At 64.2% G+C, this 25,559-nt stretch carries 24 protein-coding genes; 17 read left to right on the forward strand and 7 right to left on the reverse strand.

Going from position 1 to position 25,559, the window contains the following annotated elements; all coding sequences use genetic code 11:
- Positions 1 to 240 precede the first annotated feature (240 nt).
- From RAZWK3B_RS10820 to glnT, 5 genes are all read left to right on the forward strand, one after another.
- On the forward strand, positions 241 to 873 hold the full coding sequence (locus RAZWK3B_RS10820) for a helix-turn-helix domain-containing protein (RefSeq protein ID WP_007815031.1): 633 nt from the start codon (positions 241 to 243) through the stop codon (positions 871 to 873).
- A 146-nt stretch (positions 874 to 1,019) separates the two neighbouring features.
- A complete protein-coding gene (locus tag RAZWK3B_RS10825; protein ID WP_037295654.1) occupies positions 1,020 to 1,913 on the forward strand; it encodes a class II glutamine amidotransferase in 894 nt (297 codons plus the stop codon).
- Position 1,914: 1 nt separating this feature from the next.
- On the forward strand, positions 1,915 to 2,592 hold the full coding sequence (locus RAZWK3B_RS10830; RefSeq protein WP_007815034.1) for a GltB/FmdC/FwdC-like GXGXG domain-containing protein: 678 nt from the start codon (positions 1,915 to 1,917) through the stop codon (positions 2,590 to 2,592).
- A gap of 11 nt (positions 2,593 to 2,603) precedes the next feature.
- Complete coding sequence (locus RAZWK3B_RS10835) at positions 2,604 to 3,947, forward strand: FMN-binding glutamate synthase family protein (RefSeq protein ID WP_007815036.1); 1,344 nt, start codon at positions 2,604 to 2,606, stop codon at positions 3,945 to 3,947.
- 69 nt (positions 3,948 to 4,016) lie between these two features.
- Positions 4,017 to 5,333, forward strand: coding sequence for a type III glutamate--ammonia ligase (glnT, locus tag RAZWK3B_RS10840; RefSeq protein WP_007815039.1), 1,317 nt, complete (start codon positions 4,017 to 4,019; stop codon positions 5,331 to 5,333).
- Positions 5,334 to 5,595: 262 nt separating this feature from the next.
- Here glnT and sucD read toward each other — a convergent pair whose 3' ends face one another.
- The 5 genes from sucD to RAZWK3B_RS10865 all read right to left on the reverse strand — a co-directional run bounded on the left by sucD (position 5,596) and on the right by RAZWK3B_RS10865 (position 11,063).
- Positions 5,596 to 6,477, reverse strand: coding sequence for a succinate--CoA ligase subunit alpha (gene sucD / locus RAZWK3B_RS10845; RefSeq protein WP_007815041.1), 882 nt, complete (start codon positions 6,475 to 6,477; stop codon positions 5,596 to 5,598).
- Complete coding sequence (locus tag RAZWK3B_RS10850; protein ID WP_007815042.1) at positions 6,477 to 7,661, reverse strand: malate--CoA ligase subunit beta; 1,185 nt, start codon at positions 7,659 to 7,661, stop codon at positions 6,477 to 6,479. Before RAZWK3B_RS10850 ends, sucD begins: the two co-directional genes overlap by 1 nt.
- Before the next feature lie 20 nt (positions 7,662 to 7,681).
- Complete coding sequence (locus RAZWK3B_RS10855) at positions 7,682 to 8,626, reverse strand: HpcH/HpaI aldolase/citrate lyase family protein (RefSeq protein WP_007815043.1); 945 nt, start codon at positions 8,624 to 8,626, stop codon at positions 7,682 to 7,684.
- A gap of 252 nt (positions 8,627 to 8,878) precedes the next feature.
- Positions 8,879 to 9,853 carry a 2-hydroxyacid dehydrogenase gene (locus tag RAZWK3B_RS10860; protein ID WP_007815044.1) on the reverse strand — a complete coding sequence of 325 codons (975 nt, stop codon included), beginning with the start codon at positions 9,851 to 9,853 and terminating at the stop codon, positions 8,879 to 8,881.
- Between the two features lie 4 nt (positions 9,854 to 9,857).
- Positions 9,858 to 11,063 (reverse strand): aminotransferase class V-fold PLP-dependent enzyme, encoded by a 1,206-nt coding sequence (locus RAZWK3B_RS10865; RefSeq protein WP_007815045.1) that lies wholly within the window; start codon positions 11,061 to 11,063, stop codon positions 9,858 to 9,860.
- Between the two features lie 264 nt (positions 11,064 to 11,327).
- Between RAZWK3B_RS10865 and RAZWK3B_RS10870 the strand changes: the two genes are divergently transcribed.
- The 7 genes from RAZWK3B_RS10870 (at position 11,328) to RAZWK3B_RS10900 (ending at position 18,215) form a co-directional block, all read left to right on the forward strand.
- Positions 11,328 to 12,002, forward strand: a complete 675-nt coding sequence (locus tag RAZWK3B_RS10870; protein ID WP_007815046.1) for a helix-turn-helix transcriptional regulator — start codon at positions 11,328 to 11,330, stop codon at positions 12,000 to 12,002.
- A gap of 280 nt (positions 12,003 to 12,282) precedes the next feature.
- Positions 12,283 to 15,150 carry a monovalent cation/H+ antiporter subunit A gene (locus tag RAZWK3B_RS10875; RefSeq protein ID WP_007815047.1) on the forward strand — a complete coding sequence of 956 codons (2,868 nt, stop codon included), beginning with the start codon at positions 12,283 to 12,285 and terminating at the stop codon, positions 15,148 to 15,150.
- A gap of 1 nt (position 15,151) precedes the next feature.
- Entirely contained in the window at positions 15,152 to 15,526 is a 375-nt protein-coding gene (locus tag RAZWK3B_RS10880) for a Na+/H+ antiporter subunit C (RefSeq protein ID WP_007815048.1), read from the forward strand.
- Positions 15,523 to 17,064, forward strand: coding sequence for a monovalent cation/H+ antiporter subunit D (locus RAZWK3B_RS10885; RefSeq protein ID WP_007815049.1), 1,542 nt, complete (start codon positions 15,523 to 15,525; stop codon positions 17,062 to 17,064). The genes RAZWK3B_RS10880 and RAZWK3B_RS10885 overlap by 4 nt, the downstream gene beginning before the upstream one ends.
- Positions 17,061 to 17,552: a Na+/H+ antiporter subunit E gene (locus tag RAZWK3B_RS10890; protein ID WP_007815050.1), complete on the forward strand. Its 492-nt coding sequence runs from the start codon at positions 17,061 to 17,063 to the stop codon at positions 17,550 to 17,552. The genes RAZWK3B_RS10885 and RAZWK3B_RS10890 overlap by 4 nt, the downstream gene beginning before the upstream one ends.
- Positions 17,549 to 17,818, forward strand: coding sequence for a K+/H+ antiporter subunit F (locus RAZWK3B_RS10895; RefSeq protein ID WP_007815051.1), 270 nt, complete (start codon positions 17,549 to 17,551; stop codon positions 17,816 to 17,818). Before RAZWK3B_RS10890 ends, RAZWK3B_RS10895 begins: the two co-directional genes overlap by 4 nt.
- 13 nt (positions 17,819 to 17,831) lie before the next feature.
- On the forward strand, positions 17,832 to 18,215 hold the full coding sequence (locus RAZWK3B_RS10900) for a Na+/H+ antiporter subunit G (RefSeq protein WP_007815052.1): 384 nt from the start codon (positions 17,832 to 17,834) through the stop codon (positions 18,213 to 18,215).
- A 21-nt stretch (positions 18,216 to 18,236) separates the two neighbouring features.
- Here the strand turns inward: RAZWK3B_RS10900 and RAZWK3B_RS10905 are convergent, their stop codons facing one another.
- Positions 18,237 to 19,856 (reverse strand): GMC family oxidoreductase, encoded by a 1,620-nt coding sequence (locus RAZWK3B_RS10905; RefSeq protein ID WP_037295656.1) that lies wholly within the window; start codon positions 19,854 to 19,856, stop codon positions 18,237 to 18,239.
- Between the two features lie 249 nt (positions 19,857 to 20,105).
- On the reverse strand, positions 20,106 to 20,948 hold the full coding sequence (locus RAZWK3B_RS10910) for a LysR family transcriptional regulator (protein WP_007815054.1): 843 nt from the start codon (positions 20,946 to 20,948) through the stop codon (positions 20,106 to 20,108).
- A 121-nt stretch (positions 20,949 to 21,069) separates the two neighbouring features.
- Between RAZWK3B_RS10910 and RAZWK3B_RS10915 the strand changes: the two genes are divergently transcribed.
- From RAZWK3B_RS10915 to RAZWK3B_RS10935, 5 genes are read left to right on the forward strand one after another with little or no spacing between them, the layout of a single operon-like run.
- Positions 21,070 to 21,603, forward strand: coding sequence for a flavin reductase family protein (locus RAZWK3B_RS10915; RefSeq protein WP_007815056.1), 534 nt, complete (start codon positions 21,070 to 21,072; stop codon positions 21,601 to 21,603).
- Positions 21,604 to 21,616: 13 nt separating this feature from the next.
- Positions 21,617 to 23,092, forward strand: a complete 1,476-nt coding sequence (locus tag RAZWK3B_RS10920; RefSeq protein WP_007815058.1) for an aldehyde dehydrogenase — start codon at positions 21,617 to 21,619, stop codon at positions 23,090 to 23,092.
- 13 nt (positions 23,093 to 23,105) lie between these two features.
- Positions 23,106 to 24,164: an LLM class flavin-dependent oxidoreductase gene (locus tag RAZWK3B_RS10925; protein ID WP_007815060.1), complete on the forward strand. Its 1,059-nt coding sequence runs from the start codon at positions 23,106 to 23,108 to the stop codon at positions 24,162 to 24,164.
- On the forward strand, positions 24,154 to 24,750 hold the full coding sequence (locus RAZWK3B_RS10930) for an amino acid synthesis family protein (RefSeq protein WP_007815061.1): 597 nt from the start codon (positions 24,154 to 24,156) through the stop codon (positions 24,748 to 24,750). Before RAZWK3B_RS10925 ends, RAZWK3B_RS10930 begins: the two co-directional genes overlap by 11 nt.
- Positions 24,751 to 25,548 (forward strand): alpha/beta fold hydrolase, encoded by a 798-nt coding sequence (locus RAZWK3B_RS10935; protein WP_007815064.1) that lies wholly within the window; start codon positions 24,751 to 24,753, stop codon positions 25,546 to 25,548.
- Positions 25,549 to 25,559: the final 11 nt, after the last annotated feature.

The following is a 25,559-nucleotide window of genomic DNA, read 5'->3' on the forward strand; positions in this document are numbered from 1 at the left end:
TTGCGCCGCGTTACAATGCCGGTTCGCGACAAAATTGCGTCGCACCGGGGGCAATCGGCGGATTTCCGTACAGATCGTACGAAACCTACACGCGATCAGGACGAAATCGGAGCTGCCAGCGGCAAATTGTGTCCATCCCGTACGCAAACCCGCCGATTGCGGCCTGCGGGCTTGAATTCGGGGGCGGGATTTTCCATCCTGCAGCGCCGCCCGGACGCGGTGATCACGACGAGACACGAGATGCCGCAAACCAAGCTGAGCCAAGACCCGCACAAGCTTCGGGAGACGCGAGAGAAGAACCTGGAGACGGCGATCGGGCGCGAGGTGCGCGAGGTGCGCCATGCGCGCGGCATGACCGTGGCCGATCTGGCCGAGGCGACGGGGCTGTCGGTGGGGATGCTGTCGAAGATCGAGAACGGCGTCACCTCGCCGTCGCTGACCACGCTGCAGGCGTTGTCGAGCGCGTTGAGCGTTCCGGTCACGGCCTTCTTCCGGCGCTTCGAGGAGCGGCGCGAAGCGGTGCATGTGAAGGCGGGCGAGGCGCTGGAGATCGAGAGGGCCGGCACACGGGCCGGGCATCAATACAATCTGCTGGGACATCTGGGGGCCAACAATTCGGGTGTGGTGGTGGAGCCGTATCTCATCACGTTGAACGAGGAGTCGGATGTGTTCCCGATCTTCCAGCATGACGGCGTGGAGCTGCTTTATATTCTGGAAGGCGAGGTGGGCTACCGGCATGGCGATCAGAGTTTTCACCTGCGTCCCGGTGACAGCCTGTTCTTCGATGCCGACGCGCCGCACGGGCCGGATGAATTGATCCGGCTGCCGATCCGGTATCTGTCGGTGATCTCGTATCCACAGGGCGGGAGCTGACCGAGACGGGCGCGCAGTGGTCAATAGAGGTTCCTGTGTGGAAAATTACATGGGGCAATTATTCCTCATAGGAAAAATAAATTCTTTATATTGAAATCGCAGCGACTCGGCGCTAGCCTTCTGACTGAAAGATCATGGAGGCGTCGATGTGCGGAATCGTCGGACTGTTTTTGAAGGACAAGTCGCTTGAGCCCAAACTGGGCGAAATGCTGACGGATATGCTGATTACCATGTCGGATCGCGGGCCGGACAGTGCGGGCATAGCGGTCTATGGCACGGACCGGGACGGCTTTGCCAAGCTGACGGTGCAGTCGGATGACCCGGCACGCTTTGCGCGGCTGGATGACGCGCTGTCACAAGCGCTGGGCTGCGCTGTGACGCTGAGGGTCAAGGACACCCATGCGGTGATCGAGCTGCCCGAGGACAAGCTTGCCCCGGCGCGAGAGGCGCTGAAGGAGCTGCGCCCCGAGGCAAGGGTGATGAGCGCGGGCGAGGTGATCGAGATCTACAAGGAGGTGGGTCTGCCGGGGGATGTGGCCAAGCGCTTCGACATCCCGCATCTGCAGGGCACCCATGGCATCGGCCATACGCGGATGGCGACCGAGAGTGCTGTGACCACGCTGGGCGCGCATCCGTTCTCGACCGGGCCGGATCAGTGCCTTGTGCATAACGGGTCGCTGAGCAACCACAACTCACTGCGGCGCAAGCTGGCGCGCGAGGGGGTCGCTGTCGCGACCGAGAACGACACCGAAGTGGCTGCCGCGTATCTTACATGGAAGATGCAGCAGGGCCATTCGCTGGGCGAGGCGCTGGAATCGGGGCTGGAGGATCTGGACGGGTTCTACACTTTCGTGGTGGGCACCAAGGACGGGTTCGGCGTGTTGCGCGATCCCATTGCCTGCAAGCCCGCCGTGATGGCCGAGACCGATCAATACGTGGCTTTCGGCAGCGAATACCGTGCGCTGGTCAACCTGCCGGGTATCGAAGATGCCCGCGTCTGGGAGCCCGAACCCGCAACCGTCTATTTCTGGAAGCACTGACATGCAGACATTCGATCTTGAAGCTCAAGGGCTGCGCGCCCTGAACGAGACGCTGCAGGCCCAGAGCCAGCAGACCAACGAGACCGCCTGGGAGATCGTCAACCCGCGCGGCAGCCATGCCATCGCCGTGGGGCTGGATGCGCCGATCGAGGTGACGGTCAAAGGCTCGACCGGGTATTACTGCGCAGGCATGAACAAGCAGGCCACGGTCCATGTGAAGGGCAGCGCCGGGCCGGGTGTCGCCGAGAACATGATGAGCGGCACCGTCATCGTCGAGGGCGACGCCAGCCAATATGCCGGGGCCACCGGGCATGGCGGACTTCTGGTCATCAAGGGCAATGCCAGCTCGCGCTGCGGGATCTCGATGAAGGGGATCGATATCGTGGTGCAGGGCAATGTGGGGCATATGTCGGCCTTCATGGCGCAGAAGGGCAATCTTGTGGTCTGCGGCGATGCGGGTGACGCGCTGGGCGATTCGATCTACGAGGCGCGGCTTTTCGTGCGCGGCCAGGTCAAAAGCCTTGGCGCGGATTGCATCGAGAAAGAGATGCGCCCCGAGCACCTCGAGACCCTGCGCGATCTGCTGGAGCGGTCGGGCGTGGATGCGAGACCCGAGGAGTTCCGCCGCTATGGCTCGGCCCGGCAGCTTTACACGTTCGATATCGACAACGCCTATTGAGGAGACCTGACATGGCCAAGGACGACAAACATGTGCCGCGCACCATGCCGGTCTATTCCAGCACCTTCACGCCGGAGGTGAATGCCGAGATCCGCCGTGCGGCGGCCACCGGCATCTATGACATTCGCGGCGGTGGCGCCAAGCGCCGGGTGCCGCATTTTGACGATCTGCTGTTTCTGGGCGCCTCGATGAGCCGCTACCCGCTGGAGGGGTATCGGGAACGCTGTGACACGAACGTGGTTCTGGGCACGCGCTTTGCCAAGAAGCCGATCGAGCTTGCGATCCCGATCACCATCGCGGGCATGTCCTTTGGCGCGCTGAGCGCGCAGGCCAAGGAAGCGCTGGGCCGGGGCGCGTCGGCTGCGGGCACATCGACCACCACGGGCGATGGCGGCATGACCCCCGAAGAGCGCGGCCAATCGAAAACGCTGGTCTATCAGTACCTGCCGTCGCGCTACGGGATGAACCCCGACGATCTGCGCAAGGCGGATGCGATCGAGGTGGTCGTGGGGCAGGGCGCCAAGCCCGGCGGCGGCGGCATGCTGCTGGGTCAGAAGATCTCGGACCGGGTGGCGGAAATGCGCGACCTGCCCAAGGGGATCGATCAGCGCAGCGCTTGCCGGCATCCCGATTGGACGGGGCCGGACGATCTTGAGATCAAGATCCTCGAACTGCGCGAGATCACCAACTGGGAGAAGCCGATCTACATCAAGATCGGCGGTGCGCGGCCCTATTTCGACACCACTCTGGCGGTCAAGGCGGGCGCGGATGTGGTCGTGCTGGACGGGATGCAGGGCGGCACGGCGGCGACGCAGGATGTGTTCATCGAGCATGTGGGCCAGCCGACGCTGGCCTGTATCCGCGACGCGGTGCGCGCGCTGCAGGATCTCAACATGCATCGTGAGGTGCAGCTGATCGTGTCGGGTGGCATCCGCTCGGGCGCGGATGTGGCCAAGGCGCTTGCGCTGGGCGCGGATGCGGTCAGCATCGGCACGGCGGCGATGATCGCGATGGGCGACAACGATCCCAAATGGGAGGCCGAATACGAAAAGCTGGGCAGCACGGCGGGCGCCTATGACGACTGGCACGAGGGGCGCGACCCCGCGGGCATCTCGACGCAGGACCCCGAGCTTGCGGCGCGGCTCGATCCGGTCGAGGCCGGGCGGCGCTTGCGCAACTATCTCAAGGTGATGGCGCTGGAATGCCAGACGCTGGCGCGGGCCTGCGGCAAGAACCATGTGCAGCATCTGGAGCCCGAGGATCTGGTGGCGCTCACGCTCGAGGCCGCGGCGATGGCGCAGGTGCCCCTGGCGGGAACCAACTGGTGGCCGGGCAAGCCCGGCGCTACATTCTGAGGATCAAGATATAATCGGGGGCGGGTCAACCGCCCCCTTTCATGCCAACAGGGAAAGGAAAAAAGGACCATGACAAAGGATCTGGCCGCCTATGCCGCCGAAAACGGCGTCAAGTATTTCATGATCTCGTTCACCGACCTCTTCGGGGGGCAGCGCGCCAAGCTGGTGCCGGCACAGGCGATCGCCGACATGCAAACCGATGGCGCAGGCTTTGCGGGCTTTGCCACTTGGCTCGACATGACGCCGGCGCATCCCGACATGCTGGCGGTGCCCGATCCCGACAGCGTGATCCAGCTGCCGTGGAAGCCCGAGGTGGCCTGGGTCGCGGCCAACCCGATCATGGAAGGCGAGGACGTGGCGCAAGCCCCGCGCAACGTGCTGCGGCGGCTGATCGCGGAGGCGGCCGCTGAGGGGATGCATGTCAAGACCGGTGTCGAGGCCGAGTATTTCCTGCTCACCCCCGATGGCAACGCGCTGAGCGATCCCTATGACACGGCCGAAAAGCCCTGCTACGACCAGCAGGCGGTGATGCGCCGCTATGACGTGGTGCGCGAGATCTGCGACTACATGCTGGAGCTGGGCTGGGGCCCCTACCAGAACGACCATGAGGACGCCAATGGCCAGTTCGAGATGAACTGGGAATTCGACGACGTTCTGGTGACCGCCGACCGGCATTCCTTCTTCAAGTTCATGACCAAGTCGATCGCCGAGAAGCACGGCTTCCGCGCCACCTTCATGCCCAAGCCGATCGAGGGTCTGACCGGCAATGGCGCGCATCTGCATATCTCGGTCTGGGATGCGCCGGGGGCGGCGTCGAAGGTGAATGTCTTCGCGGATGACAGCAAGGAGCTGGGCCTGTCGGATCAGGGACGGCACTTCCTTGGCGGGATCATGAAACACGCCACCGGCATGGCGGCAATCACCAACCCCACGGTCAACAGCTACAAGCGGATCAATGCGCCGCGCACCAGTTCGGGGGCGACCTGGGCGCCCAACACGGTGACCTGGACCTCGAACAACCGCACCCATATGGTGCGGGTCCCCGGCCCCGGCCGGTTCGAACTGCGCCTGCCCGATGGCGCGGCCAACCCCTATCTTTTGCAGGCGGTCACGCTGGCGGCGGGGCTCGACGGGGTGCGCACCAAGGCCGATCCCGGCAAGCGCTACGAGATCGACATGTATGCCGAGGGCCACAAGGTGAAGGGCGCGCCGCGCCTGCCGCTCAACATGCTCGATGCGCTGCGCGCCTATGAGAGCGACAAGGTGCTCAAGGCGGCGATGGGCGAGGAGTTCTCGAAAGCCTTCATCAACATGAAGATGAAGGAATGGAATTCCTTCGTGTCGCATTTCAGCCGCTGGGAAAAGGACAATACGCTCGACATCTGACCGGGCGCCGGCGCCTTTCTCCGGGGGCGGATGCCTCCGGCGGGAGTATTTGGGGAACAATGAAAGACGCGCCGCGCCGCGCGCTTCTTCTGGCCGCAAATATCCCGGGGGAGGCGTTGAAAATCATTTGATTTTCAACGTCGGGGGCAGAGCCCCCAACTCCACATCGGCGGAAAAGACCGGCGCGGGGGGGATGAGCCGCCCGCGCCGCAGTCAAGACCCGAGCCGCGCGATCAGGGGCGCGCGGCGCGGCTTGTGCCGATCAGTGCAGCATCTTCGCCACGGTCTCGCCGAAGGCCGACGGGGTGGGCACGATGGTCACGCCCGAGCTTTTGAGGATCTCGACCTTTTCTTGCGCCGATTCCCCGAAGGCCGAGACGATCGCGCCGGCATGGCCCATGCGCCGTCCCTTGGGGGCTGAGAGACCGGCGACATAGGCGGCGACAGGTTTGGTCATGTGGGTTTCGATATATTCGGCGGCTTCGGCCTCTTGCGGGCCGCCGATCTCGCCGACCATCACGACGGCGTCGGTGTCGGGGTCGGCCTCGAAGAGCTCGAGGATGTCGCGAAAGCTCGAGCCGTTGATCGGGTCGCCGCCGATGCCGATGGAGGACGACACGCCGATGCCCTTGGCCTTCATCTGGCTTGCGGCCTCGTAGCCCAAGGTGCCCGAGCGTCCGACGATGCCCACGCGCCCCGGCATGTAGATATGCGGCGGCATCAGGCCTGCGAAGGCCTGACCGGGGGTGATGATCCCGGCGCAGTTGGGGCCGATCAGGCGCATCCGGCGGTCGGCCTTGTAGCGGCGCATGTAGCGTTTGACGCGGATCATGTCGGCCGCCGGGATCCCGTCGGCGATACAGACGCAGGTCTTGATGCCGGCATCGGCCGCTTCCATGATCGAATCGGCGGCGAAGGGCGGGGGGACGAAGCTGATGACCAGCTCGGCGCCGGTTTCGGCCACGGCGCCCTTGACGGTGTTGAACACCGGCAGGCCCAGATGGGTGCTGCCGCCCTTGCCCGGCGTCACGCCGCCCACCACGTTGGTCCCGTGGGTGATCATGTCCTGGGTATGAAAAGTGCCGATCCGCCCGGTGAAGCCGGTCACCAGCACCTTGGTGTCGCTATCGATGAGAATGGCCATTACGAAGCCTCCTTGAATTTGGCGTCTTTCCAGGCGCCCACCACCTTGTCGGCGGCATCGGCCAGTGTTTCGGCGGGGATCACCGCAAGGCCGCTTTCGGCGAGGATCTTGCGGCCTTCCTCGACATTGGTGCCTGACAGGCGCACGACCACGGGCATGTGCAGTTCGAGCTCGCGCATGGCGCGCACCACGCCTTCGGCGATCCAGTCGCAGCGGTTGATGCCCGCGAAGATGTTCACCAGGATCGCCTCGACATTGGGGTCGTTGAGCACCGCCTTGAAGGACATGAGCACCCGGTCGGGGCTGGCGCCGCCGCCCACGTCGAGGAAATTGGCAGGCTCGCCGCCGGCCATCTTGATCATGTCGAGCGTCGCCATCGCGAGGCCCGCGCCGTTGACGATGCAGCCGATCTCGCCATCAAGCCCGATATAGGAGAGACCACGATCCTCGGCGAAGGTTTCGCGGGTGTCTTCCTGGCTCTTGTCCCGCAGTTCCGAGATTTCCGGGCGGCGGAAGAGGGCGTTGTCGTCGAAGCTGATCTTGGCGTCGAGCGCCACGATCTCGCCCGAGCGGGTGACGACCATCGGGTTTACCTCGACCATGTTGGCGTCCATCTCGCTCATCAGGGCGTAGCAGCCGAGGATGGTCTTGACGGCCTGGGCGATCATCGGCGGCTCGAGCCCCAGAGAAAACGCGATTTCGCGGGCCTGGAATGCCTGCATGCCGACGGCGGGATCGACGACGGAGCGGATGATCGAGTCGGGCTCATTGGCGGAAATTTCCTCGATTTCCATGCCGCCCTGGGCCGAGGCCACGACGACCACGCGCTCGAGCTTGCGGTCCATCACGAGGCCGAGATAGATTTCCTGAGCGATATTGGTGGCTTCTTCGACATAGAGCCGACTGACCAGCTTGCCCTGTGGGCCGGTCTGATGGGTGACGAGCTTGCGGCCCAGCATCCATTGCGCGGCGTCGGCGATTTCCTCTTCGGTGGAGCAGATGCGCACGCCGCCTGCCTTGCCACGCGCGCCGGAATGGATCTGGGCCTTGACGACCCAGCGTTCGCCCGACAGTTCGCTGGCGCGGTAGACCGCCTGTTCGGGGCTGTAGGCGATGCCGCCGCGCGGCACCTGAACGCCGAACCGCTTGAGCAGCTCCTTGGCCTGGTATTCGTGGATATCCATGGTGGGTCCTCCCTTGCCGGTTATCCGTGCTGCGCCGCGATGGCGTCGGCCACGGTGATCACGTTGTTGGCCATGCGTTCGCTGGCCGCGTCTATCATCTTGCCGTCGAGGCTGGCGGCGCCCTTGCCCTGAGCCTCGGCCTTCTTGAGTTCCTCGAGAATGCGGCGGGCGCGGGTCACTTCGGCTTCGGGGGGCGAGAACACATCATTGGCCAGCGCGATCTGGCTGGGATGGATCGCCCATTTGCCTTCGATGCCAAGGGCCGCGGCGCGCTTGGCCGACAGGATATAGCCGTCGGGATCGGAGAAATCGCCGAACGGGCCGTCGATCGCCCGCAAGCCATAGGCGCGGCAGGCGACGGTCATACGCGACAGGGCGAAATGCCACTGGTCGCCGGGATAGTCGGGGTTCAGCCCGCCGATCACCACGGTACGCGCGCGGTTGGAGGCGGCATAATCGGCCACGCCGAAATGCAGCGCCTCGAGCCGGCCGGGAGCGGCGGCGATGGCTTCGACATTGGCCATGCCGAGAGCGGTTTCGATCAGCGCCTCGAGCCCGATGCGATGGGGCAGGGCGCAGGCCTCTTCGATCTGGGAGATCATCGTTTCGACCGTGTAGAGATCGGCGGGCACGCCGACCTTGGGCACGAGGATCGTATCGACATGGGATCCTGCCTGTTCCAGCACCTCGACCACATCGCGATACATGTAATGCGTGTCCAGACCGTTGATCCGGATCGAGATGGTCTTGCCCTTGGCCTTCCAGTCGATGTCGTTGAGCGCCTGGATGATATTGGCGCGGGCCTTGATCTTGTCGGGGGGCGCCACGGCGTCTTCGAGATCGAAGAAGATGTAGTCGGCGGCGCTGTCGGCGGCCTTGTCGATCATCGAGGGGTTGGAGCCGGGCACGGCCAGTTCCGAGCGCTGGAGGCGTTGTTTTTTCAGGGGGTGCAGAGTGTAGCTCATGGGGGTCTTCCTTCCGGGCAGGCGCGGTCGGGGTGACGGCGCTGCTTGGGTTCAGCCTCGCCCGGATCGGGGGGCGGGGACACTTTCGCATGGGTGGCAATGTGGTGCGGGGGATGGGTGCCGGGCCTGATCGGGTAGGGCGGCCCTACCCGGTGCGGGGGTGGCGGGATGCCGTGGTGAACCGGGCAGGCGGTGGCGGGGGTGTATCACCTTTGGGTTGCAGAGGGGTGTGGGGCAGGTCATGGGGAGGGCTCAGGCTGAGACAAGATCGGGCGGGGTGTCGCCGCGCAGGACCGCCACGAGATTGTCGATGGCCTTGTGGCCCATGGCGGCGCGGGTGGCGTCGGTGGCGCTGCCCAGATGCGGGGCGAGCACGCAGGTGTCATGGCCGAGAAAGCGCGGATCGAGGGCTGGTTCGTTCTGGAACACATCGAGACCCGCGCCGCCCAGATGGCCACTGTCGAGCGCGGCGAAGAGCGCGTCTTCGTCGATCACGTCGCCGCGCGCGGTATTCACCAGAAGGGCGCCGGGTTTCATCGCCGCGAACACGCCTGCGTCGATCAGGTGGCGTGTCTTGGCGCCGCCGGGGCAATGCAGCGACAGGATGTCGGACCGGGCTGCGACCTCGTGCAATGTGTCGGGCTGGATGGCGTGATAGGCGCGCAAAGTGTCCTGATCGACGGGAGAGCGGTTGTAGACGACGATCTTCATGCCGAAGCCGTGATGGGCGCGGCGCGCCATGGCCTGACCGATGCGGCCGAAGCCGACGATACCCAGGGTGGCGCCCGAGACTTTCTTGCCGATCATGTGGGTGGGGCGCCAGCCGGACCAGTGACCGGTGCGCAGTTCGCGTTCGCCCTCGCCGATGCGGCGGGCTGCGGCCAGCAAAAGCCCCATCGCCAGATCGGCGGTGCAATCGGTCAGCACGCCGGGGGTGTTGGTGACCGCGATGCCCGCGGCGCGGGCGGCGGCGATGTCGATGTGATTGTAGCCCACGCCATAATTGGCCAGCAGTTTCACCCGACCTGCGGCGGCGGGGTAGAAGGCCGCCGGGATCGTATCCGAGACGGTGGGCAGGATCGCGTCATAGGTGGTGGCTGCCGCCATGAACTCGTCCGCGGTCATCGGCGTGTCGGGGTGACGCAATGTCGTCTCGGCCAGTTGGCCGAGACGGGTTTCGGTGTCCGCGGGCCAGGCGCGGGTGACGAGAACCTTGGGTCTGCTCATGCGCTCAGGCGGCCTTGGAGGTGATTTGCTGCATCATGTCCGGCGTGGTGACGCGGAAATGCTCCTGAGCGGCGGCCACGCCCGAGCCGGGCACGATCTGGGCGCCGGCGTCGCGCAGGGACATTTCGGCGGCCGAGATCGCAGAGCAGAGCATCACCGGATTGAGCGAGCCCAGATGCCCGATGCGGAAGGCGCGGCCCGCCAGCTTGTTGAGACCCGAGCCGAGCGAGGTCTGGTATTTGTAATAGGCGGTCGAGATCACGTCGCGCGCGTCGATGCCGGGCGGCGCATAGATCGCCGAGACGGTATCGGAGTGCCATTCGGGGCCACGCGCGACCAGCTCGCAGCCGTCCCAGGCGGCGACGGCGGCGCGCACGCCTTGCGCGAGGCGCTTGTGGCGCGCCCAGACGGTTTCCATGCCCGCCTCGAGCAGAAGATCCAGAGAACAGCGCAGCCCGCGCAGAAGCTGGGTTGCGGGGGTATAGGGGAAATAGCCGGTGTCGTTGAGCTTTATCATGTCCGCGAAGCTGAAATAGCAGCGCGGCATGGTGGCCTTTGCATGGGCGGCCAGAGCCTTGTCGGAGACGCCGAGGATGCCGAGGCCCGCGGGCAGCATGAAGCCTTTCTGAGAGCCGGAGACGGCGAGATCGACGCCCCAGGCTTCCATCTCGAATTCGATCGAGGCGATGGAGCTGACGCCGTCGACGAAGAGCATGGCGGGGTGGCCCGCGTCGTCGAGGGCGCGGCGGATGGCGGCGATATCCGAGGTCACGCCGGTCGCGGTTTCGTTCTGGGTGGCGAAGACGGCCTTGATCTGATGGGTTTTGTCGGCGCGCAGCTTGGCGGCATAGTCTTCGACCGGGACGCCCTTGCCCCATTCCACGTCACAGACATCGACATCGAGGCCGAGCCGTTCGGCCATGTCGACCCAGAGAAGCGAGAACTGTCCGAAACGCGACATCAGAACCTTGTCGCCGGTATTGAGCGTGTTGGAAATGGCCGATTCCCAAGCGCCGGTGCCCGAGGCAGGGAACACGAAGACGCGGCCATTTTGCAGGCGGTAGACTTTCTTGAGGTCGCTCAGAAGGCTACTCACGAAATCGCCGAAATCGGGCGCGCGCATGTCTTCCATGGGAATGTTCATCGACTGGCGGACGGGTTCGGGCACATTGGTCGGCCCGGGGATGAAAAGGTGCTGATAGCCGTTCATGGGGTCTCTCCGAATGATGATTGACCCATGTATCGGCGCAGGATCCCTGCCGCGATATGCCCGAAGGAATGGTCAAGCGGACCGAAGGCGGAGCCGCGCCACCGAACGGGTAGGGGGCGGCCACCCGATTGGGTGACACGGGGAAAGAATTCAGGAGGGTATGCCTCGGTATGCAGAAATTTCCTTTAAAATCATCGGTTTCTGGCGGTGAAATGTCGCAATTCAATGCATGGGATTTTGTCGAACCTGGTGTAAGATCGTTAAATGGAGGAGACCCAGCCCATAGCGGAAGCGCCCTTGGAGGAGGGGGTGGACGCAGGCGGCGCGCCGGAGGCGCCCAACGTCATCGTGGCCGACCGGCAGGTGATCGTTTGTCAGGGTATCGGCTCGCTCGTGGCGCAGATCCCCGAGGTCAAGCTCGGGGCGTTCGCGACCGACAAGGCCAGTCTCAAGAAGCTGTTGTCGGCGGCGCAGGGCAAGACGATCCTGATCCTCGGCGTGCGGCTGGCGGATGGCGATCTGACGCAAATTCTGGAGCAGGTGCGCAAGGATTACCCCGATGTGATGGTCGTGGTGGTGGCTGACGAGACCGAGTTCGCCTTTATCCGCACCGCGATCAAACAGGGCGCCAATTCGGTCTGCATGATGAGCCAGATCCTGACCAGCCTGCCGAAGATCCTTGGCAAGCTGGTGGAGGGGCATTCGATCGTGCCGTCGGATATCCTCAAGCGGCTGACTTCGGACAATACGGACACGCTGTCGCGGCGTGAGCATGAAATCCTCGCGCTGCTGGTGGACGGTCTGACCAATTTCCAGATCTCCGCCCGGCTTGGGCTGAGCGAGAATACGGTCAAGTATTACCTCAAGGCGATCTATCAGAAGCTGGACGTGAATTCGCGCGGCGCCGCCATCGCGAAATACGTGGCTGGCAATTATTGAAAAGCTGCCATGCGGTGCGGGCGTGGGCCGTTGCGGATCGAGAAGATCGCCGGTCTGTGCCGGCCCATGCGGGGGCAGAGGTATCTTTTGACGCAGCATAAACTTCAGCCGCCGCCTTGACTTGACGCCAATCTGACAAAATCTATAAGAAACGCCGGCGTATGGGTCATTTCGATGGCGCAGCACGACCGGACCAACAGGGGCAGGTATGAGACATGGCTCAGATCATGTGGCGACCTTGCTTTCAGAACGCGCGACGAACGTTTAGAACGGGGCAGACATGAGCAACGGCGGCAGTCTTTTACCTATCATTGCGCTTTTGCCCTTTCTGGGGGCGCTTATTCCGGGCCTGATGATCCGTGCGGGGCGCACGGCCTGTGCCAGTTTCACTGCCGTGCCGACCATCGCGGCGATCGTCATGCTGGGCACGCTGACGCCTGCGGTGCTGCGCGGTGAGGTGCTGACCGCCGAGATCGCGTGGCTGCCGCAACTGGGCCTGACGGCGAGTTTCTTTCTGGACGGTCTGGGCCTGCTGTTTGCGATGATGATCCTTGGTGTGGGCTTGCTCATCACGCTTTATGCGCGGTTTTACCTCGCCAGCGAAGACCCGATGGGGCAGTTCTATACGTACCTCTTGCTGTTCCAGGGTGCGATGCTGGGTATTGTTCTGTCCGATAACATCCTGCTTTTGCTGATCTTCTGGGAGTTGACGAGCCTCTCGTCCTTCCTGCTGATCGGCTATTGGAAGCATCTGCCCGAAGGCCGTCAGGGCGCGCGGATGGCGCTTGCGGTGACCGGCGCGGGCGGCTTGGCGATGATCGGGGGGATGCTGATCCTTGGCAATATCGCGGGCAGCTATAACCTGACGGATATTTTGCAGCAGGGCGATGCGATCCGCGCGTCGGAATGGTATCTGCCGGCGCTGATCCTGATCCTCTTGGGCGCGTTCACCAAGTCGGCGCAGTTCCCGTTCCATTTCTGGTTGCCGCATGCAATGGCCGCGCCGACGCCGGTTTCGGCCTATCTGCATTCGGCCACCATGGTAAAGGCGGGCGTGTTCCTGATGGCGCGCATGTGGCCGGTGCTGTCGGGGACCGATGCATGGTTCTATATCGTGACCACCACGGGGCTTATCACGATGGTGCTTGGCGCGCTGATCGCGCTCTTCAAGGATGATCTGAAGGCGCTGCTGGCGTTTTCAACGGTCAGTCATCTGGGCCTCTTGACCATGCTTCTGGGGTTCGGGACGAAATTCGCCGCGGTGGTGGCGGTGTTTCACATCATCAATCACCTGACCTTCAAGGCGGCGCTGTTCATGACCGCCGGGATCGTCGATCATGAGACGCATACCCGCGATATCAAGCGGCTTGGCGGGTTGCGGCATCTGATGCCGATCACCGCGCTGATCGGCACGGTGGCGGCGCTGTCGATGGCGGGTATTCCGTTCTTCAACGGGTTCCTGTCGAAGGAAATGATGCTCGACGCGGCCTCGGACACGGCATGGGCCGGGAGCGAGTGGGCGGTGCCCGCGCTGGCCACGCTTGGGGCGCTCTTGTCGGTGGCCTATTCCTTGCGGTTCATCGTGCATGTCTTTTTCGGACCCAAACGCGACGATTACCCCGCCAAGCCGCATGACCCGCCCTTCGGCATGTGGGCCGCGCCCGCGCTGCTGGTGGTGATGGTCGTGCTGATCGGCATCTATCCCAAGCTGGTGGGGCCGGTCGTGGCGATGGCGGGGGCTGCCGTGACGGGGGGCGAGTTGCCGTATTATTCGCTCAAGATCTGGCATGGCGTGAACATGGCGTTGATCATGTCGGTGATCGCGGTGATTGGCGGCCTGATCCTGCTGGCGCTGCACCGTCCGCTGGACCGGGCATGGCTGGCGACACCGCGCCCCGAGGCCAAGGCGATCTTCGATGCGCTGGTGGACAGTCTGGTGGGGCTGTCCCGCCGGGTGACCGAAGGGCTGCATAACGGGTCGATGAACCGGTATCTGGCGATTTTCGTGGCGGCGACGCTGGCGCTTGGCTATGCGGCGTTCTCGGGGGGGCGGATGAGCCCGCCCACGCGCGAGCTGTTGCCGATTCCGCCTGTGGCGGCTGCGGGGTGGCTCTTGCTGATCGTGGCGACGGCGCTCGTGGTCATCAACCATCGCAACCGGTTCCGGGCGCTGGTGCTGATCGGGGTGATCGGTCTGATGGTGGCGAGCGGATTCGTGTATCTTTCCGCGCCGGATCTGGCGCTGACGCAGATCTCGGTCGAGACGGTGACGATCATGCTGCTGCTTTTGGCGCTGTATTTCCTGCCCAAGACCACGCCCAAGGAAAGCACCGTGCGGCACCGGCTGCGCGACGGGGTGATCGCGGTGGCGGCGGGCGGCGGGGTCGCGGCGCTGGCGATGACGTTCCTGATGCGCGATTTCTCGTCGATCTCGACCTTCCATCTGGACAATTCCTATACCGGCGGTGGCGGCACCAATGTGGTCAACGTGATCCTTGTGGATTTCCGGGGCTATGACACGTATGGCGAGATCATCGTGCTGGGGATCGCGGGTCTGACGATCTATGCGCTGATGGAGGCGCTGCTCAACGGGCCTGCGGGGCGCAAGCTGAAGGCCGCCCCGGTGCCGCCGGACCGCTCACGCGACCGGCACCCGCTGATGATGGTGGTGGCGACGCGGGCCATGTTGCCGATCGCGGTGATGGTGGGCGTCTATATCTTCCTGCGTGGCCATAATCAGCCGGGTGGCGGCTTTGTGGCGGGGCTTGTGATCTCGATCGCGCTTTTGATGCAGTACATGGCGTCGGGCTTTGCCTGGACCCAAGGGCGGCAGAGGATCGAGTATCATTCGATGATCGGCTGGGGCGCGTTGATCGCGGGTCTGACGGGTGTGGGCGCATGGCTGGGTGGCGCGCCCTTCCTGACCAGCATCTATGGCTATATCCAGCTGCCGCTGATCGAGAAGTTCGGGCTTGGATCGGCCTTTGCCTTCGATCTGGGCGTGTTCCTGACGGTGCTCGGGTCCGTGATGCTGATGCTCTACAGCCTGTCGCGGATCGCGCGCCATGCGGGCGAGACGGTGAATGTCGAGCCCATGGATTACGACCCATCCTTGCGGGTCCAAGACAAAAAGCCGGAGGCGGAATAAGATGGAACTTGTCGTGGCGAGTTCGGTGGGCGTGCTGACGGCGGGCGGGGTCTATCTGATCCTGCGGCTGCGCGCCTTTCCGGTGATCCTTGGGCTGGCGCTGCTGTCTTATGCGGTGAACGTGTTCCTGTTCGCGACGGGGCGGCTTGCGATCAACATGCCACCCGTGCTGCAGCTTTATGGCGAGGCGAGCTATACCGATCCGCTGCCGCAGGCTTTGGTGCTGACGGCGATCGTGATCTCGTTCGGGATGACCGCCGTTCTGGTGATGGTGGCGCTTGGTGCCTTCCTTGAGGCCGATGACGACCGGATCGACCTTGAGCCCGACGACGAGGCGCAGGCGGAGACGACAGCGAAGAAGGAAACCGGAGCATGACGCATTGGATCATCGCGCCGGTCATCCTGCCGGCGCTGCTTGCCCCGATCATCGGTTTTGTCATGCGCCACGACATCGGTCTGGCGCGGGCGGCCTCGTTCGCGGGGACCATCGCGCTTTTGGCGATCTCGGTCGGTCTGACGGTGATGGCCGCGGGCGGCGAGACCTATGTGTATGAGCTTGGCAATTGGCCCGCGCCCTTCGGGATCGTGCTGGTGCTGGACCGTCTGGCGGCGGTGATGCTGCTTCTGACGGCGCTTCTGGCGATCGTGGTGCTGCTGCATGCCAGCGCGACGGGGTGGGACGCGCGGGGGCGGCATTTCCATGCGCTCTTCCAGTTCCAGCTGATGGGGGTGATGGGTGCGTTCCTGACGGGGGATGCGTTCAACCTCTTCGTGTTCTTCGAGGTTCTGCTGATCGCCTCGTATGGCCTGATGATCCATAGCGGTGGCCGGGTGAGGATGAAGGCGGGGCTGCAATATGTCGTGATGAACCTTGCCGGCTCGACCCTTTTCCTGTTCGCGCTTGGCACGGTCTATGCGGCCACCGGCACGCTGAACATCGCCGATCTGGCGGAGAAGGTCCGCGCGCTGCCGGTGGAGGATGCCGCGTTGGTGCGGGTTGCCGCCGTGCTGCTGATGATGGTCTTCGCGATCAAGGCCGCACTTTTCCCGGTGCAGTTCTGGCTGCCTGCGACCTATTCCAACGCGCCCGCGCCGGTGGCGGCGCTGTTTGCGATCATGACCAAGGTGGGCGCTTATGCGATCATCCGGGTGCATACGGTCGTCTTTGGTCCCGATGTGGCGGTGACGGACGGGCTGACCGCCACATGGCTGATGCCTGCTGCCGTGATCACGCTGGCGGTGGGGGCCGTGGGGGTTTTGGGCGCGCGGCGCCTGATGCCGCTCTTGTCCTTTGCGGTTGTGGGGTCGATGGGCACGATGATGATCGCGGTGGCGGCGTTCACGCCCTATGCGATGACCTCGGCGCTCTATTACCTGGTGCATTCCACCTTTTCGGCGGCGGCGCTGTTCCTGCTGGCGGATCTGGTGGTGTCGCGGCGAAAGGGCGGCGATCTGCTGAGGGCCGAGCCGCCCACGGTGCAGAACGGGCTTTTCGCGGCGCTGTTCTTTGCTGGCGCGATTGCAATGGCCGGGATGCCGCCGCTGAGCGGGTTTCTGGGCAAGCTGATGATCCTTGACGCGATGAAGACCACGCCCGAGATGGTGACCGCATGGGTCGCGATCCTTGTGGGGTCGCTCGTGACCATCGTGGGGTTTGCGCGGGCGGGCAGCATCCTGTTCTGGAAGGCCACGGCCATGGCGCCGGATGATGCCGCGCCCGAAGATGGCGAGGCGATACGCCCCGCAGGCGCGCTGGAGGTGGCACCGACGGTGCTGGCGCTGGCGATGCTGGTGGTTCTGGCGGCGGGGGCGGGGCCTGTGGCGCAGTATCTCGAGGGGGCATCGGGACAGTTGTTCGATCCGACGGGCTATGTTTCGGCTGTGCTTGGCGGCCAAGGGGAGGCAGGGCAATGATCCGGTTCATCTTTCCGCATCCTCTGCTGAGCGTGGCGCTGGCCCTGATCTGGCTGGCGCTGGTCAACAAGGTGACGCCGGGCAATGTGCTGCTTGGTGCGATCCTTGGCGTGGTCGTCCCGATCCTGACCGCGCCTTACTGGCCGCACCGCGCCAAGGTGGCGAACCCCCTGAAGATCATCGAATATATCCTGATCGTGCTGTGGGACATCGTCGTGGCCAATGTCGAGGTGGCGCTGATCATCCTGTTCAAGCGCAACCGCGATCTGCGGTCGCAATGGATCATGGTGCCGCTCGAGCTGACGTCGCCCGAGGCGATCACGGTGCTGGCGGGTACTATCACCATGACGCCGGGGACCGTGTCTGCGATGTTGTCGGCGGATAGCGGCAGTCTGCTGGTGCATTGCCTGCATACCGATGACCCCGACGGCGTGCGCGACCAGATCAAGAGCCGCTATGAACGCCGTCTGATGGAGATTTTCCAATGATTACCATGGCGCTTACCTTTGCCTTCGCCTGTTTCGGCCTTGGCCTTGTGTTGAACCTGTGGCGCATCGCGACGGGGCCGGATTCGGCGGATCGGATCCTGGCGCTGGATACGATGGTCATCAACATCATCGCGCTGTTGATCCTCTATGGCATCTGGCAGGGCACGGCGGTCTATTACGAGGCGTCGATGCTGGTGGCGATGGTGGGGTTTGTGTCGACCGTCGCCTATTGCCGCTTCGTGCTGCGCGGCGACATCATCGAGTGAGGGGGGCAGGACCATGGAAACAAGCATCATCATCGAGGGTGTGATCGCCTTTTTCCTCGTGATCGCGGGGATTTTCGGGATCGTCGGATCCTTCGGCATGATCAAGCTCACGGAGACCATGCAGCGGCTGCACGCGCCGACCAAGGCGACCACGCTTGGGGTGGGGGGCGTGTTGATCGCGTCGATGCTGTATTTCTTTCTCGTGAAGGGGGATTTCTCGTTTCACGAGCTGATGATCACGCTGTTCTTGTTCCTGACGGCGCCGATCAGCGCGCATTTCATCGCCAAGACCTACATGCAGGCCAATACGCGCCCCACGGACCTGCCCGAGACGGGCGGGGACTATGGCTGGTCGATCTATGACGACCCGCCGGTGCGCAGCGACACGCCCGAGTGATCGGTTAAGGTGCGCGCCTGCTCAGGGCGCGCGGGCCTCTTCCAGGATCAGGTCGGCGGCGCGGTGGGCCAGCATCATGGTGGGCGCGTTGGTGTTGGCGGAGGTCAGGTTGGGAAAGACCGAGGCATCCACCACCCGTAGCCCTGCGATCCCATGCACCCGCAGGCGCGGATCCACCACCGATTGCGCGGCATGCCGGCCCATCCGGCAGGTGCCCACCGGATGAAAGACAGTCCCGCATCGCGCGCGGAAATCGGCAAGGATCGCGGCATCATCCATCTCGCGCAGGTCAGCTCCCATGGCCGAGGCGACCAGCCCGCGCAGCGCAGAGGTGGCAAGCAATGACTGACAGAGCCTGCCGCCGGCGATGACCAGTGCGCGGTCCTCGTCCGTGGCCAGAGAGTTGGGGCGGATCAGAGGGGGGGCGGACGGGTCTGGCGCGCTGATGTCGATCCGGCCACGGCTGGTGGGGCGGGTGGGCTGGAAGCCGAGGATGAAGCCCGGAAAGGGATCGGGGCGGATCACGGTGCGGGTGCCCTCGGGGGCGGTGGTATAGGTGACCGGGTTGAAATAAAGCTGCTGGTCGGGGCGATCGAGGCCGCTTTGCGAGCGGAAATACCCGCCGCATTGATTGACCGACAGCGCCAGAGGCCCGCGCCGCGTCAGCGCATAGCGCAGCGCTGCCAGAACCTTGCCGTGGAACGGGGCGAGCTGGTTGTTGAGCGTCGGTTCCGTGGCCTTGAAATAATAGCTGATGCCCAGATGGTCCTGCAGGTTGGCGCCCACATGCGGCGCGTCGATCAGCGGGGTGATGTCGTGCTGGCCGAGGATCTCTGAAGGTCCGATGCCCGAGAGTTGCAGGATGCGGGGCGAGGTGACGCTGCCCGCGCTGAGCAGGATCTCGGCGCCGACGCGCAGCGTATGGGAGCGGTCGCCCTGTCGGTAGGTGACGCTGATGGCACGTTTTCCGTCAAAGCCGATCCGTTCGACCAGCGCGCCGGTCACGAGCCGCAGGTTGGGCGGCCGCAGCGCAGGTGTCAGGCAGGCGCGCGCTGAGGAATGGCGCATCCCGCCCGAGGTGTTGATCCGGTAGGCGGCGGCGCCTTCGGGCAAGGGGCCGTTCAGATCGTCGGTGCGCGGCAGGCCAAGCTGGGCGGTGGCGTCGAAGAAATGGCGATTGACCGGGTGGATCTGGTCGGACACGTCCTGCACATGGATCGGGCCTGAGCCTTGGCGGGAGCCGTCATGGGAGACTTGGGTCTCGAGTGCCTCATAGACCGGGGCGACGCTGTCCCAGCCCCAGCCCGTCGCGCCCGCCGCTTCCCAGTCGTCGAAATCATGGGGCAGGCCGCGCGCATAGACCATCGCGTTGATCGCGCCCGATCCGCCAACGCATTTGCCGCGCGGCCAGTAGCCTGCGCGCCCGTCAAGTGCGTCGTCCGGCTGGGTCTGGTATTTCCAGTTCACCCGTGGGTCATAGAAGCTTTTGCCATAGCCCAAAGGCAGCGCGATCCAGGGGCTGCGTCCGCGCCCCCCGGCTTCGAGCAGCAGGACCTTGTGGCGACCCGAGGCGCTGAGACGGTCGGCCAGAACGCAACCGGCCGAGCCTGCGCCGATGATGATGTAATCGTATTCCGCCAAGATCACCTGCCTGATGCGACCGGGTTGCACGTAGGGGTTTTACAATAGTGTTACAAACCCATCTCGCACCTCTAAAGCGTTTCGCGAAAAACTTGAATCACAGATTTTCGCGAAATGCAGTGCTCTGTTCAATCGTTGCACGCGTTCCGCCTTTCGCTGATGCCTCAGGTTAAAGGCGGAACGCTTTAGAAGAAAAACGACCGATGCAACCGGAAAAGTCATCCGGTTGGGGACCGATGGGCGTCGCCGTCAGGCAGGTTGGGACAGCTGTGCGACCAGCGGCGCGAACCAGTCCCAGCTCAATGCGGCGGTGTCGTTGACGATCAGGTATTTCTTGCGGGTGTAGACCGGCGCCTCGGTGAGTTCATGAAGTCGACCCTCGGCCACATGCGGCAACGCCAGGGCGCGCGGCAGATAGGCCGAGCCGCCCCGGTCCAGCAGAAATTGCAGCGCCCACCAGGAGCTGTCGAAGCTGATCCGCGCGATGCCGGCGTCGTGATAGCTTTCACCATGGCTGCGGCGATAGTCTTCGCCGTGATCGACAAAGACATACTGAGGATCAGCCTTGATCGAGCTGCCGGGCCGGTCGGAGTAGAGCACGAGTTCTTCGGGCGGCAGGGCATGCACGGTCTGAGGGCCGCGCGCGACCGAATCGTAGGTCAGGATCACATCGACCAGCCCCGAGGCCAGCCATTCCTCGAGATCGCGGGCCGATCCCTGTTGCACCGAGACGGCCATTTCAGGATGGCCCGACACGACCCCGTCGAAAAACGCCCGGCCCGGCCCGTGCCACAGCTCGCGGTCGCAGCCGAAGGTGCAGACCGAACTGAGCCCGGCGGGCAGGCCGGTTTCATAGCGCGCCTGACGCCACAGCCCGGTGATGATGCGCGCATAGCGCAGCAGCTTGGTGCCGGCAGGTGTGAGCGTGGCGCCGGATTTCTGCCGGTTCAGGAGTTGCTGGCCCAACTCTTCTTCCAGCGTGCGCAAGCGCGCGGTGACGGTGGATTGCGTGACGTTGAGCTGTTGCGAGGCCCGGACAAGACTGCCGGTATCGACGATGGCCAGAAAGGTGCGCAGGGAGGTGATATTCATGGGGCCCTCAATTCGAATATTTTGCATTTGTAGAGCAAAACAATTCATTTTGAACAAGTGAACTTCTGTGTCAGCTTCGCGCATGCCTTCCAGGGCTTTGGAAATGCGGAAGGGGTGAGGAATGCAGGACATGAAAAACGATCTGGTGCCGCGCACGCGGTTCATCGAGGCGATGCGCGGGGTTGCGGCCTCGGTCACGGTGGTGACGACGGATGGGCTGGCGGGGCGCCATGGGGCTACGGTGAGTGCTTTTTCATCGGTTTCAGCCGATCCGCCCACGGTTCTGGTCTGTCTGCATGCCGACAGCCGGATCGCGCGCGCGGTCACCACGAATGGACGGTTCTGCGTCAATGTGCTGCCCGAGACGAGCGCCGAGATCGCGGATCGTTTCGCGGGTCGGCACGATGCCTGGATCGGGGACCGGTTTTCGGGGATCGAGTGTCACGGCAAGCCGGGTTCTGCGCCTCTGATCGATGGGGCGACGGGATTTTCCTGCGATGTGCAGCACTGGCTGCGCTCGGGCACGCATCTGATCGTGATCGGCCATGTCGGTGACGTGATCGAGGGCGGTGCCAAGCCGCTGGCATGGCGCGAGGGCAGCTATCACCGGGTGGTGCCGCAGGCCGCCGAGGCCGCATGCCAGCCGGCGCGATAAGGGGGCAGGCAGGATGACCAAGACCTATGACATGCTGATCGATGGCGCCTGGGTTCCGGCGTCGGACGGGGCGACGTTCGAGACGCGCAACCCGGCCACCGGAGAGGTCTGGGCGAGGGTGCCCGAGGCCACGGCCGAAGATGTGGACCGCGCTGTGCGCGCGGCACACCGGGCCTGCTATGAGGGGCCATGGTCCAGCATGACGCCAAGCCAGAGGGGGCATTGCCTGCGCCGTCTGGCCGATCTGCTGGCCGAACGGTCCGAGGCGTTGGGCGAGACCGAGACGCGCGACACCGGCAAGATGTTCCGCGAAACCCGGTGGCAGGCGAAATATATCAGCGAGTTCCTGCATTTCTATGCAGGGGCCGCCGACAAGATCAGTGGCGAGACGCTGCCCATCGACAAGCCGGATATGTTCGTGTTCACGCAGCGCGAACCTTTGGGTGTGGTGGCGGCGGTGGTGCCGTGGAACAGCCAGCTGTTTCTGACGGCGGTCAAGATCGGGCCGGCGCTGGCGGCGGGCAATACGGTGGTTCTGAAAACCTCGGAACATGCGCCGGCGGTGATCCTCGAGTTCGGCGCGCTGATCGCCGAGGCGGGCATTCCCGATGGGGTGGTCAATATCGTGACCGGCCATGGCGATCCTTGCGGCAAGGCGCTGACGGAGCATCCGCTGGTGGCGCGGATCTCGTTCACCGGAGGGCCGGTGGCGGCGCGGAATGTGCTGATGAATTCGACCCGAAATTTTGCGGAGGTCAGTCTGGAACTTGGGGGCAAGTCACCGGTCATCGTGTTCGAGGACGCCGATCTGGAAAGCGCGGTCAATGGCGCGGTGGCCGGCATTTTCGGAGCCTCGGGGCAAAGCTGCGTCGCGGGGTCGCGGCTGATCGTGCATGAGGATGTGGCGGATGCCTTTCTCGAGCGGATGATCCGGCTTGCGACGGGGATCCGCATCGGGGATCCGATGTCGGAAGAGACCGAAATGGGTCCGCTCTGCACCAGGGGGCAGATCGAGACGATCGAGGCGCAGATCGCCCGTGCGGTGGAAGAGGGCGGCAGGGTGCTCTGCGGCGGACAGCGCGCCGAGGGCGCGGGCGGGCAGTTCTTTCAGCCCACCATCATCGAGTGCCCGCGTCCCGACATGGAGATCGTGGATACCGAGCTGTTCGGCCCGGTTCTGTGCGTGCTGCGGTTTCGCACCGAAGCCGAGGCGCTGGCGCTGGCCAATGACACCGAACACGGGCTTGCGGCGGGTATTTTCACCCGTGACGGCGCCCGCGCCCTGCGTATGAGCCGTGCCGTGCGCGCGGGCATCGTCTGGGTGAATACCTATCGCGCCATCTCGCCGGTGGCCGAGTTCGGGGGGATGAAAGCCTCGGGCTATGGTCGCGAAAGTGGCTTCCAGGCGGTTTACGATTACACCCGGCCCAAGACCGTCTGGATGAACAGCTCGGACGATCCTGTGGCCAACCCGTTCCAGATGCGATGAGGAGCAAATCGACATGAAGTTTCATCTTGCCATCAATCTCGAGCGGATGACGCCCGAGACCGACATGATCGCGGTGCGCGATCACACGCTCGATATGGTCCGCATGGCCGACGCCGCCGGCTTCGAGATCGTCTGGGCCGCAGAGCATCACGCGCTGGAGATGACCATCGCGCCCAACCCGTTCCAGATCCTGACATGGTGGGGCGAGCATGCGCCCAATATCCGGCTGGGTGTGGGCGTGGTGAACGCGGCCTACTGGCATCCGATCAATCTTGCCGGTGAGGCGGCGTTTCTGGACCTGACCAGCAACGGGCGGCTGGAATTCGGTATCGGATCGGGCGCGTATCAGCGCGAATTCGACCGGATGAAGCCGGGGCTCGATCAGCGCGACAGCTGGCGTTACATGCAGGAAATGCTGCCGGTGGTGCAAAAGCTGTGGGCGGGCGATTATGCCCATGATGGCGAGTTCTGGCAGTTTCCGACGGCCACCTCCTGTCCCAAGCCGCTGCAGGCACAGGTGCCGGTCTGGGTGGCTGCCCGCGCGCCGATCACCTTCGATTACGCGGTCGAGCATGGCTGCAATATCCTGAGTTGGCCGCTGACCATGCCGTTTTCCGAGGCTGAAGCGTATCGCGCGCGGCTGGATGCGTCGATCGAGCGCAATGGCGGGCGTTATGACGGGTCATGGGCGATGATGCGCCATGCGGCGGTCTATGAGACCGAGGAAGACCGGGAGGGCGCCATCGCATCGGTGCGGGGTGTGCTGGGCCAGTTCGGCAATCTGATGATGCAGAAGGGCGAGGTCATCAACGGCTTCCCCGAGCCTGTGCCGCTGGAGGAGCTGGATGGCAATGTGCGGGTCGATCCTGAGATGCTGGAGGAAAACCTGATGTTCGGGCGTCCCGAAGAGGTGGCCCGAAAGCTGCGCATGTATGAGCAGATCGGGGTGGATGCCTTTGTCTATTATGCCTCGATGGGTATGGACATGGCGCAGCAGAAACGCTCGCTGGCGCTGTTCATTGACCGGGTGATGCCCGAATTCGCACAAAAGGAGCTGGTGGATGCCGGTTGAAATCAGACGCACCCTGACGCTGACGCAGACGACCTATCTGGAAGGGTGGAAAAAGGTGGCCGAGCCGACACGGTTGGTGACGGCGATGGCGATCATCCGCAATCCGTGGTTCGGGCGCGGCCATGTCGAGGATCTTGGCCCCGAGGTGCGCGAGCATGGCCCCGAACTAGGCCGATTGCTCACCGATATGCTGCTGAAAGAGACGGGTGAGGCGCTGGAAGGCTGCGGCAAGGCCAGCGTCGTCGGCATGGGTGGCGAGATCGAGCACGCGCAGGCGTTGACCCATACGCTGTGGTTCGGCAATCAGCTGCGCGAGGCGATCAAGGCGAAAAGCTATCTGGCGTTTTCGAATACCCGGGGGGCGGCGGGTTGTGCGCTGATGATCCCGCTGATGGACAAGGATGATGGCGGGCGGCGTTCGCATTACCAGACGATCCATACCTGTGTGCCCGACGCGCCCGCCGATGACGAGATCATCGTGGCGCTTGGCGGGTCGGTCGGCGGGCATCCCAACCACCGGATCGGCGACCGCTATGCCGATCTGCGCGAGATGGGGCATGATGTCGACAATCCGGCGGGGGTCTGAATGGCGGTGACGGCGCAGGGCACGGCTTATGACCTGACCGGTCCCGAGGACGCGCCGGTGGTGGTGCTGATCCATGGGCTTGGCCTTGCGCGGGGGGTGACATGGCGGGCGATCGCGCCGGTTCTGGCCAATCGCTACCGGGTGCTGAGTTATGATTTACCGGGACATGGCGAGACGGCCCCGCCGGAGGGGCCGGTGAGTCTCAGCGCGCTGAGTGCGCAGGTGATCGGGCTGATGGACGCGCTCGGCATTGCGCGCGCGGCATTGGTGGGCTTTTCGCTTGGCGGCATGATCAACCGGCGCTGCGCGATGGATCATCCCGAGCGGGTGGCGGGGTTGGCGATCCTCAACTCGCCGCATGAGCGCGACCGCCAAGCGCAGAAAATGGTCGAGGCCAGCGCCCGCGACAGCAGCGCAGGCGGGCCGGCGGCAACGATAGAGGCCGCGATCGAGCGTTGGTTTACGCCAGACTTCAAAAGTGATTCCAGTGACTTGGTAGATGAAGTTCGCGCAACGGTTCTGGCCAGCGATCCTGTCAGCTATGCCGCGCATCGCCGGGTGCTGGCGGAAGGCGTGACGGAGTTGATCCGCCCCCAACCGCTCATCACCCATCCGACGCTCGTGATGACCTGCGAGCAGGACAGCGGATCGACCCCGGCCATGAGCCATGCCATCGCCTCGGAGATCGAAGGCGCCGAGACGGTGATCGTGCCGGGGCTGCGCCATCTGGGGCTGCTCGAGCAACCGGGGCGTTTCACGCCGCCGGTTCTGGATTTTCTGGACCGCTGCCTGGGCTAGGGTTCATCGAC

Origin of the sequence: Roseobacter sp. AzwK-3b, assembly GCF_000170875.1 — a bacterium.
Taxonomy (GTDB): domain Bacteria; phylum Pseudomonadota; class Alphaproteobacteria; order Rhodobacterales; family Rhodobacteraceae; genus Roseovarius; species Roseovarius litoreus.

Excerpts from the sequence above, each read along its gene's own strand:
- RAZWK3B_RS10820 (WP_007815031.1), top strand. The coding sequence starts at position 241 with ATGCCGCAAACCAAGCTGAGCCAAGACCCGCACAAGCTTCGGGAGACG.
- RAZWK3B_RS10825 (WP_037295654.1), top strand. The coding sequence starts at position 1,020 with ATGTGCGGAATCGTCGGACTGTTTTTGAAGGACAAGTCGCTTGAGCCC.
- RAZWK3B_RS10830 (WP_007815034.1), top strand. The coding sequence starts at position 1,915 with ATGCAGACATTCGATCTTGAAGCTCAAGGGCTGCGCGCCCTGAACGAG.
- RAZWK3B_RS10835 (WP_007815036.1), top strand. The coding sequence starts at position 2,604 with ATGGCCAAGGACGACAAACATGTGCCGCGCACCATGCCGGTCTATTCC.
- glnT (WP_007815039.1), top strand. The coding sequence starts at position 4,017 with ATGACAAAGGATCTGGCCGCCTATGCCGCCGAAAACGGCGTCAAGTAT.
- sucD (WP_007815041.1), bottom strand. The coding sequence starts at position 6,477 with ATGGCCATTCTCATCGATAGCGACACCAAGGTGCTGGTGACCGGCTTC.
- RAZWK3B_RS10850 (WP_007815042.1), bottom strand. The coding sequence starts at position 7,661 with ATGGATATCCACGAATACCAGGCCAAGGAGCTGCTCAAGCGGTTCGGC.
- RAZWK3B_RS10855 (WP_007815043.1), bottom strand. The coding sequence starts at position 8,626 with ATGAGCTACACTCTGCACCCCCTGAAAAAACAACGCCTCCAGCGCTCG.
- RAZWK3B_RS10860 (WP_007815044.1), bottom strand. The coding sequence starts at position 9,853 with ATGAGCAGACCCAAGGTTCTCGTCACCCGCGCCTGGCCCGCGGACACC.
- RAZWK3B_RS10865 (WP_007815045.1), bottom strand. The coding sequence starts at position 11,063 with ATGAACGGCTATCAGCACCTTTTCATCCCCGGGCCGACCAATGTGCCC.
- RAZWK3B_RS10870 (WP_007815046.1), top strand. The coding sequence starts at position 11,328 with ATGGAGGAGACCCAGCCCATAGCGGAAGCGCCCTTGGAGGAGGGGGTG.
- RAZWK3B_RS10875 (WP_007815047.1), top strand. The coding sequence starts at position 12,283 with ATGAGCAACGGCGGCAGTCTTTTACCTATCATTGCGCTTTTGCCCTTT.
- RAZWK3B_RS10880 (WP_007815048.1), top strand. The coding sequence starts at position 15,152 with ATGGAACTTGTCGTGGCGAGTTCGGTGGGCGTGCTGACGGCGGGCGGG.
- RAZWK3B_RS10885 (WP_007815049.1), top strand. The coding sequence starts at position 15,523 with ATGACGCATTGGATCATCGCGCCGGTCATCCTGCCGGCGCTGCTTGCC.
- RAZWK3B_RS10890 (WP_007815050.1), top strand. The coding sequence starts at position 17,061 with ATGATCCGGTTCATCTTTCCGCATCCTCTGCTGAGCGTGGCGCTGGCC.
- RAZWK3B_RS10895 (WP_007815051.1), top strand. The coding sequence starts at position 17,549 with ATGATTACCATGGCGCTTACCTTTGCCTTCGCCTGTTTCGGCCTTGGC.
- RAZWK3B_RS10900 (WP_007815052.1), top strand. The coding sequence starts at position 17,832 with ATGGAAACAAGCATCATCATCGAGGGTGTGATCGCCTTTTTCCTCGTG.
- RAZWK3B_RS10910 (WP_007815054.1), bottom strand. The coding sequence starts at position 20,948 with ATGAATATCACCTCCCTGCGCACCTTTCTGGCCATCGTCGATACCGGC.
- RAZWK3B_RS10915 (WP_007815056.1), top strand. The coding sequence starts at position 21,070 with ATGCAGGACATGAAAAACGATCTGGTGCCGCGCACGCGGTTCATCGAG.
- RAZWK3B_RS10920 (WP_007815058.1), top strand. The coding sequence starts at position 21,617 with ATGACCAAGACCTATGACATGCTGATCGATGGCGCCTGGGTTCCGGCG.
- RAZWK3B_RS10925 (WP_007815060.1), top strand. The coding sequence starts at position 23,106 with ATGAAGTTTCATCTTGCCATCAATCTCGAGCGGATGACGCCCGAGACC.
- RAZWK3B_RS10930 (WP_007815061.1), top strand. The coding sequence starts at position 24,154 with ATGCCGGTTGAAATCAGACGCACCCTGACGCTGACGCAGACGACCTAT.
- RAZWK3B_RS10935 (WP_007815064.1), top strand. The coding sequence starts at position 24,751 with ATGGCGGTGACGGCGCAGGGCACGGCTTATGACCTGACCGGTCCCGAG.